Origin of the sequence: Actinophytocola sp., from assembly GCF_049647105.1 — a bacterium.
GTDB lineage: Bacteria > Actinomycetota > Actinomycetes > Mycobacteriales > Pseudonocardiaceae > Actinophytocola.
Map to the genome: position 1 here is coordinate 1 of NZ_JBARWZ010000108.1, position 8,548 is coordinate 8,548.

The following is an 8,548-nucleotide window of genomic DNA, read 5'->3' on the forward strand; positions in this document are numbered from 1 at the left end:
CCGACCACCGCGGCCAGCCCGCCGGCGAGCACGCCGGCGATGAACCCTACTGCGAGCCCGGGCAGAGTCAGCCGGGCCAGACGAAACAGGTGCATCGCACTCAGTCCTTAATCCAGTACCACGCCGAACCTGAAGATGCTGTAGAACAGCATGCCCAGGTAGAACACCGCGCCGAACCCGATGATGGCGTTCGACCACCACCTCGGACGGATGGGCTTCGGCAACATCCTGTTGTTCACCAGCAGCAACGTCACGCAGTAGGCACCCATGGCGAACGATGACAAGAACGCCAATATGTCGAGGATCCCGCTGGGTCCATCAGCGGGTCCGAACAAGAGGATCATGATGCCGAAGGTGATGACGCCCCACAGGAACCCCGCGTACAGGTGCGAAAGGCGGAACCGCCTGGCGCCCGGCACGTGGAAGTAGGTCATGTCCGCCTGTCCCCTGGAGAACGAGTCGAACAGACCGAGGGTCGCGTTCAGTCCGATCAGTGCGATGAATCCGAAGAAGACGCCGCCGAGCACCGGGCCGCCCGCGGCCGCGAACGCGTCCGACATGGCCCGCAGCGCCGCATCACGGTCACCGCCCTCGATGAGGGTCTTGACGTCCGGGTTCTCGCGCGCCGCCGACTGGGCGAGCACGGTGAACGAGATCGTCACCAGCATCGTGATGCCCCAGAACAGAAGGAACGCGTCGAACGTCACCCACTTGCGCCAACCCCGCCACTTCGCCATTTCCTTGGGGTCGTCCGTGTCGAACATGAACCCGCGCGCCGGAATCTCTTCCTCTTCCTTCGCGTTGCGCAGACCGCGGATCTTCGGCACGTGCGCACCCATGCCGGCGCCGCTCTCCCGCAGGTGCAGCGTGTACCACATCTGCTGCATACCCGACGGGCCTGCGAACGCGATCGAGCCGACCACGATCGGGAACCACGTGGCGCTGAACATCTCCGATGGCATGTACCCGAACGCGAACATGCCGCCGAGCGTGCTGGAGAGGTCGCCCCAGGTGCCCACAATGGACGCGATGATCGCGGTACCGATCACGAGCACGCCGATCAGGATGGCGAGCACGTTCTCGAGCAGGTCGTAGATGACACTGGCCAGGCTGAAGACGATCCCGACCAGGATCAGGGCAACGCAGGCGGTCACGACCCACGGAATGCCGGTTATCTCCTCGAAGGCGGAAGCACCCGCCGAAAGATGTCCTGGCCAGATGTACACCAGGATCGCCGTCACGAAGAAGAACCACATCAACGGCTTGAACACGCGTGCCGCGCCGTTGAAGATGCTTTCTCCCGTGGCCATGGCGTAGCGCGCCATCTCGAGCATCACCACTGCCTGCAGGGTGACACCGATCAGGAACAGCCACCTGATCTCCGGTCCGAAGACCAGCACCAGCCGAGGCCACATGTACGACTCGCCCATACCGACGCCGAGTGCGACCAGGAAGACGGTCGGCCCGAGGATGTGGATGGACGGCGGCGCTTCGGGAAGCGGGCGAATCGGCATCGGCTCGAGCCCCCCGGCTCGCCAGACGCGTTCTTCACCCACCTTCTCGAAGGTCGCCCCGGACGCGCCGCTGCCCGTGGACAGCCCCGCGCCAGAGGGGTTGCGAGAATCCACCATTGGACCTCCAGAGATAACTTCGTGAAGCGGGATGCCGCGGCCTTCACGTCCGCGGCCCCACCTCTTGCCGCCTGCCTGTTGACCCCTGCTTGATCACCCAACTTGCGGGTCGGTCAGCCTCGGCCGGCCCCTTTGGCCACCGTTCCCGTAGCGGCCAAGCTCGTGTGTCGCGACTAGCCGTCGATCAGGCCGGCGGCCCGCGCCCACCGGTACTTCGCGCCCAGCACGGCCACGGGTCGTTCCGTGGTGTACGGGTACGCGATCACCCGGTGGTCGAACAGGTGGTCGCACGCCTGCTCGACCTCGGTGTCACCGGCGAGCGACGCCACCACGGGCTTGTCGATGCCCTTGGCGCGGTACTCGTTCACCACCTTCGCGGTGAGCTCGGCGAAGACCATGGGCGGCGTGACGATCGTGTGCCAGTAACCCAGGATCAGCGCGTGGATGCGCGGGTCCTCCATGCCGAGGCGGATCGTGGCCTCGTAGGTCGACGGCGGTTCGCCACCGGTGATGTCGATCGGGTTGCCCGCGGCGCCGAACGGCGGGATGAAGGCGCGGAACGCCTCGTCAAGGTCCGGCGGAATGTCCATCAGGGACAGTCCTTCCGCGACACACGCGTCCGAGAGCAGCACGCCGGAGCCACCGGCGCCGGTGATGATGACGACGTTCTCGCCCTTCGGCGTCGGCATCAGCGGAAGACCGCGGGCGTACTCGAGCATCTCGTTGAGTCCCGGGGCGCGCACGACACCGGCCTGCCGCAGGATGTCGTCGTACACCTTGTCGTCACCGGCGAGCGCGCCCGTGTGCGAGCTGGCGGCGCGGGCACCCATGTCGGTCCGGCCCGCCTTCAGCACGACGACCGGCTTCTTCTTGGTCATCCGCTTCGCGGTCTCGACGAACGCCCTGCCATCCTTGAGGTCCTCGAGGTGCATGGCGACACACTGGGTGTTGTCGTCGTTCTCGAAGAACGTCAGCAGGTCGTCCTCGTCCACATCGGACTTGTTGCCGAGGCCGACGATCGCGGACACGCCCATCTTGGTGGTGCGGGCGAAGCCGAGGATCGCCATGCCGATGCCGCCGGACTGCGAGGTCAGCGCCACGCCGCCCTTCACGTCGTACGGCGTGCAGAAGGTCGCGCACAGGTTCTGCGGCGTGTAGTAGTAGCCATAGATGTTCGGGCCGAGCATCCGGACCCGGTAGCGCGTCGCGATCTCGACGATCTCGTCCTGCAGTTCCTGGTTGCCGGTCTCGGCGAACCCGGACGGGATCATGACGACCGCGGTGACGCCCTTCTCGCCGCACTCGGTCAGCGCGGCGGGCACGAACTTGGCCGGTACCGCGAAGACCGCGACGTCCACGTCACCCGGGATGTCCCCGACCGACTTGTACGCCTTGCGGCCCTGGATCTCGTCGGCCTTCGGGTTGATCGGGTAGATCTCGCCGGCGTAGCCGCCGTTGATCAGGTTCTTCATGACCGAGTTGCCGATCTTGCCTGCCTGGTCGGACGCGCCGATGACCGCGACGGAACGCGGGTTCATCATCGTGTTCATCGCAGCCAGAATGTCCTCCTGCGAGTGCTGGACGGGTCCGGTGCGCTCCTCGGTCTCCAGCAGTATCCGCACGTCCGCCGCGACCGCGCCGTCCGCCGAGGCGAACACCGGGTTGAGGTCGAACTCGCTGATCTCCGGGAAGTCGGTGACCAGCCGCGACACCTTGGCGATCACGTCGGCCAGCGCGTCGAGGTCGGCGGGCACCGCGCCGCGGGCGCCCTGGAGCACCTCGGCGGCCTTGATACCGGTGACCATCGACCTCGCCTCGGCGTCGTCGAGCGGCGCGAGCCGGAACGTGACGTCCTTGAGCACCTCGACCAGCACGCCACCGAGACCGAACGCGACAACCTTGCCGAACGTGCCGTCGGTCGTGGCGCCGACGATGACCTCGGTACTGCCCGTGCCGCCGACCATCTCCTGGATCTGCACGCCGGTGACGTCCGCGTCGGCCTTGTACGCCTTGGCGTTCGCGATGATCGTGTCGTACGCGGCACGTGCCGCGTCACCACCGTCGACGCCGACGATCACGCCGCCTGCTTCCGTCTTGTGCAGGATGTCCGGGGAGACGATCTTCGCCACCACGGCATTGCCGATCTCCTCGGCGAGCTTTGCCGCCTCATCCGCCGACGTGGCGAGACCCTCACGCGGGGTGGGAATCCCGTACGCGTCGCAGACCCGCTTGCCCTCCGGGGCGGTGAGCGAGTCGCGACCTGCGGCCTTGACCTCGTCAAGGACCTCGCGGACGGCCTCTTTGTCTACATCGGACAGTGTTGCAGTCATGATCCTCAGATCACTCCACTCGCCTTGAGGTCGGCCATGTCGCTCTCGGACAGGCCCAGCTCGTTTCCGTAGATCTCCTGGTTGTGTTCCCCCAGCAGCGGGGAACGCTTCACCTCGGCCGGTGAGTCGGACAGCTTGATCGGCATGCCGACGGTCGTGAACTCACCGCGCTCGGGGTGGTCGACCTTGACGACGATCTCGTTCTCCGCCAACGACTCGTCCTCGATGATCTCCTTGGTCGAGAGGATCGGCCCGCACGGGATGTTGTGCTCGTTGAGCTTCGCGAGCACCTCCCACTTGTCGTGGTCGGCCGACCAGTCCTCGATCAGCTGGAACATCTTGTCCAGCTTGCTCAGCCGTACCTCCGGGGTCGCCCAGTCCGGGTCGTTGGCCAGTTCCGGCCGCCCGATCAGCTGCGTGATCGGGGCCCAGCCCACCGGCTGGACGATCACGTAGATGTAGTCGTTCGGCCCGCCTGGCGCGCACTTGATCGCCCAGCCCGGCTGCCCGCCACCGGACGCGTTGGCGGAGCGGGGCACCTCGTCGCCGAACTCCTTGTTCGGGTACTCGTTGAGCGCGCCGTGGGCCAGGCGCTGCTGGTCGCGCAGCTTGACCCGGCACAGGTTGAGCACCGCGTGCTGCATCGCGACCGTGACCCGCTGACCCTGACCGGTGTGCTCACGCTGGTACAGCGCGGCGAGAATGCCTGCCACGGCGTGCATGCCCGTGCCGGAGTCGCCGATCTGCGCGCCGGTCGCGAGCGGCGGCCCGTCCTCGAAACCCGTCGTGGACATCGAGCCGCCCATGGCCTGCGCGACCACCTCGTACGCCTTGTAGAACTTGTACGGGCCATCGCCGAAACCCTTGATCGATGCGTAGATCAGCTTCGGGTTGATCTCCTGGAGCTTCTCCCATGGGAAGCCCATCCGGTCGACCGCGCCAGGGCCGAAGTTCTCCGCGAGGATGTCGAACTTCTTGACCAGGTCGACGAAGAGCTCCTTGCCCTTGTCGGACTTCATGTTCAGCGTGATGCTGCGCTTGTTGGAGTTCAGCATCGTGAAGTAGAGGCTGTCCACGTCCGGCACGTCACGCAGCTGCTTGCGTGTGATGTCACCGGTGATGGCCTCGAGCTTCACCACGTCCGCGCCCATCCACGCGAGGATCTGCGTCGCGGACGGTCCACTCTGGACGTGGGTCATGTCGAGGACGCGGACGCCTTCGAGTGCCTTGCGCATGCCAAGTCCCCTTACTTGTACATGGTCTGGTTCATCGTCCCCGGCGCGTAGACCTCGGGGTCGACCCAGACGTTGATCAGCGACGGCAGGCCGCTCTCGCGAGCGCGCTCCAGCGCGGGCCGGATGTCCTTCGGGTCGCGGACCTCCTCGCCGTAGCCGCCGAGCATCTTCGCGAACTCGCTGTACCGGATGTCGCCCAGCGTGTTGCCGACGCGGCCGCGGTCCGCGCCGTACTTCTGGATCTGGCCGTAGCGGATCTGGTTCATCGACGAGTTGTTGCCGACGATGCCGACGAACGGCAGGTTGAACCGCACGAGCGTCTCGAAGTCGAAGCCGGTCAACGAGAAGGCGCCGTCACCGAAGAGCGCGACGACCTCCTTGTCCGGGCGGGCGTACTTGGCGGCCATCACGAACGGCACGCCGACGCCGAGTGTCCCGAGTGGACCGGGATCCATCCAGTGGCCCGGCGACTTGGGCTGCACGACCTGGCCGGAGAAGGTGACGATGTCGCCGCCGTCGCCGATGTAGATCGAGTCCTCGGTGAGGAACTCGTTGATCTCGTGCACCAGGCGGTACGGGTCGATCGGCGAGGCGTCGGAGAGCTGGCGCGGCAGGCGCTTCTCGTAGGCCTGGGTCTCGACCGCGCGCAGCTCCTCCAGCCACGACTTGCGGGCCACGGCGCCGTTGTCGACCCGGCCGGACGCGGCCTGGGTGACCGCGGCGAGCACCGCGCCCGCGTCGCCGACGATGCCGAGGTCGACATCGCGGTTCTTGCCGACCGTGCGGTAGTCGAGGTCGACCTGCACGACGGTGGCCGACTGCGACAGCCGCTTGCCGTAGCCCATGCGGAAGTCGAACGGCGTGCCGACGATGATGATCAGGTCGGCGTTCTGGAACGCGTAACGCCGCGCGAGCTGCAGGTGGTGCGGGTCACCGGGGGGCAGGGTGCCGCGGCCGGAGCCGTTCATGAACGCGGGCACGTTCAGCGTGCGGACGAACTCGGCCGCCGCGTCGGTGCCTCGGGTGCCCCACACCTGGCTGCCGAGCAGCACGCACGGCTTCTCCGCGCCGACCACGAGGTCCGCCAGCTTTTCGATGGCCTCGGGGTCACCGGCCGAGCGGGTCGAGGCGCGGTAGGCACCGGCCTTGGGAATCCGCGCCTTCTCCAGCGGCACCGACGCGTCGAGCACGTCGCGGGGGATCTCGAGGAACGACGGGCCCGGCGCACCGTGGAAGCACTCCCGGAAGGCCATCGACACCAGGTCGGCCGCGCGCTCGGTGCTTGGCACGGTCGCGGCGAACTTGGTGATCGGGCTCATCATGTCGACGTGTGGGAGGTCCTGCAGCGAGCCCATCTTGTGCTGGGAGAGCGCGCCCTGGCCGCCGATCAGCAACATGGGACTCTCGGCACGCAGCGCGTTCGCCACGCCGGTGACCGCGTCGGTGGTGCCTGGGCCCGCGGTGACGACCGCGACGCCCGGCTTGCCCGTGATGCGTGCGTACCCGTCGGCCGCGTGCGCCGCCACCTGCTCGTGGCGTACGTCGATGACGTCGATGCCCTCGTCGACACAACCGTCGTAGATGTCGATGATGTGGCCACCGCAGAGCGTGAAGATCACGTCCACGCCTTCGGCCTTGAGCGCCTTCGCCACCAGATGTCCGCCGGAGATCGTCTCGGGGTTGCCCTCCGAGGAACCGCCCGGCGTCGTCTGAGCCTGTGAAGCCATCTGTGTCGTCATCTCCTTAGGGGTGGACTTGGCGCATACTGCATACCGTATGACTCTAATGAGTACGAGTGTCGCGGTCCAGGGGTTGTCAGTCGCGCCAGTCGCAGGTGGCGCCTGACCACTGTTTCGCCAGTTCAGCCAGCCGTGCGGCGGCCTCCCCGCGATCCGCGCCGCGACCGACCGCGACGCCGAGCAGGTAGACGGCCACGACCGCGGCGGGTCTCGCCACCGCACGCTGTACGTCCCTCGCGAGGGCGAGTATCGCCGCGGTATCGACCTGACCTGGGTCGATACCGAGCTCGACGCAAGCTTTCGAGGTCCAGTCCGCGATGTCGTCCATGCTCACCACTTCTCGTTTCACCTAACATCTCATACTGTATGCAGTAGTCCCTTTGAATACAAGAACGGAGCTTGCGGTGAAAGTTGCTGTTCTTGGGGCAGGCGCCATCGGCGCGTACGTCGGTGCGGCGTTGCACCGGGCGGGCGTCGAGGTCCACCTCATCGCCAGAGGTCCCCACCTGCAGAAAATCCGAGAGTCGGGGGTTCGCGTCGTGAGCCCGCGAGGTGATTTCGAAGCCCGTCCGAACGCCACCGACGACCCGGCCGAGGTGGGCCCGGTGGACCACGTCTTCCTGGGCCTCAAGGCGAACCGGTACGCGGACGCCGGGCCGATGATCAAGCCGCTGCTCCACGACGAGACCACCATCATCGCGGCGCAGAACGGCATCCCGTGGTGGTACTTCCACGGGATCGACACCAAGTACCGCGGCCACCGGATCGACAGCGTCGACCCGGGGGGTGCCGTGAGTGCCGCGCTGCCGGTGGACCGGGCGATCGGCTGCGTCGTGTACGCGGCGACCGAGATCGCGTCGCCCGGCGTGATCAAGCATCTGGAGGGCACCCGGTTCTCCATCGGCGAGCCCACGGGGGAGATCAGCTCGCGGTGCACGGACTTCTCCCAGGCGATGATCGCCGGTGGGTTGAAGTGCCCGGTGGAGCCCGACCTGCGCAAGGACATCTGGCTCAAGCTGATGGGCAACATCGCGTTCAACCCGATCAGCGCGCTGACCCGCGCGACGATGAAGAGCATCTGCACCCACCATGACACCCGCGAGGTGGTGATCCGGATGATGCGCGAGACCCTCGACGTGGCGGCCAGACTCGGCACCTACCCGGAGATCTCCATCGAACGCCGCATGGCAGGCGCCGAACGCACGGGCGAGCACAAAACGTCCACCCTCCAGGACCTGGAGAAGGGCAAGCCCATGGAACTGGACGTAATCCTGAAGGCAGTAGTCGAACTAGCCGACCTGACAACCGCAGAAGCCCCAACCCTCCGCATCGTCTCCGCCCTAGCCGACCTACTAAACACCCAAACCCCCACCTAACCCCGCGAGTCCACGCTTCAGAACCCGCGAGTCCACGGTTCGGAACCCGCGAGTCCACCGTTCGGAACCTCCGAGTTGGCGGTTCGTGCCTATCGCCGTTAGGCCTGAACGGCCAACTCAGCGGTCCTGAACCGAAGTCTCGCGGGTTCTGAACCGTGGACTCGCGGGTTCTGAACCGTGGACTCGCGGGTTCTGAACCGTGGACTCGCGGGGGTTGCTGGTTAGTTCGCCTGCCAC

The 8,548-nt window shown here is 66.6% G+C and carries 6 protein-coding genes; 1 reads left to right on the top strand and 5 read right to left on the bottom strand.

Going from position 1 to position 8,548, the window contains the following annotated elements; genetic code table 11:
* Positions 1-107: 107 nt before the first annotated feature.
* The 5 genes from WBA97_RS13565 to WBA97_RS13585 all read right to left on the bottom strand — a co-directional run bounded on the left by WBA97_RS13565 (position 108) and on the right by WBA97_RS13585 (position 7,284).
* Positions 108-1,631, bottom strand: a complete 1,524-nt coding sequence (locus tag WBA97_RS13565; RefSeq protein ID WP_424231135.1) for an Nramp family divalent metal transporter — start codon at positions 1,629-1,631, stop codon at positions 108-110.
* A 173-nt stretch (positions 1,632-1,804) separates the two neighbouring features.
* Entirely contained in the window at positions 1,805-3,961 is a 2,157-nt protein-coding gene (locus WBA97_RS13570; RefSeq protein WP_424231136.1) for an acetate--CoA ligase family protein, read from the bottom strand.
* A gap of 5 nt (positions 3,962-3,966) precedes the next feature.
* Positions 3,967-5,196 carry a formyl-CoA transferase gene (gene frc / locus WBA97_RS13575; RefSeq protein ID WP_424231137.1) on the bottom strand — a complete coding sequence of 410 codons (1,230 nt, stop codon included), beginning with the start codon at positions 5,194-5,196 and terminating at the stop codon, positions 3,967-3,969.
* A gap of 11 nt (positions 5,197-5,207) precedes the next feature.
* Positions 5,208-6,923, bottom strand: coding sequence for a thiamine pyrophosphate-binding protein (locus WBA97_RS13580; RefSeq protein ID WP_424231138.1), 1,716 nt, complete (start codon positions 6,921-6,923; stop codon positions 5,208-5,210).
* A gap of 88 nt (positions 6,924-7,011) precedes the next feature.
* Positions 7,012-7,284, bottom strand: a complete 273-nt coding sequence (locus tag WBA97_RS13585; RefSeq protein WP_424231139.1) for a DUF6457 domain-containing protein — start codon at positions 7,282-7,284, stop codon at positions 7,012-7,014.
* Positions 7,285-7,339: 55 nt separating this feature from the next.
* Between WBA97_RS13585 and WBA97_RS13590 the strand changes: the two genes are divergently transcribed.
* Complete coding sequence (locus tag WBA97_RS13590; protein ID WP_424231140.1) at positions 7,340-8,311, top strand: ketopantoate reductase family protein; 972 nt, start codon at positions 7,340-7,342, stop codon at positions 8,309-8,311.
* Positions 8,312-8,548 lie beyond the last annotated feature (237 nt).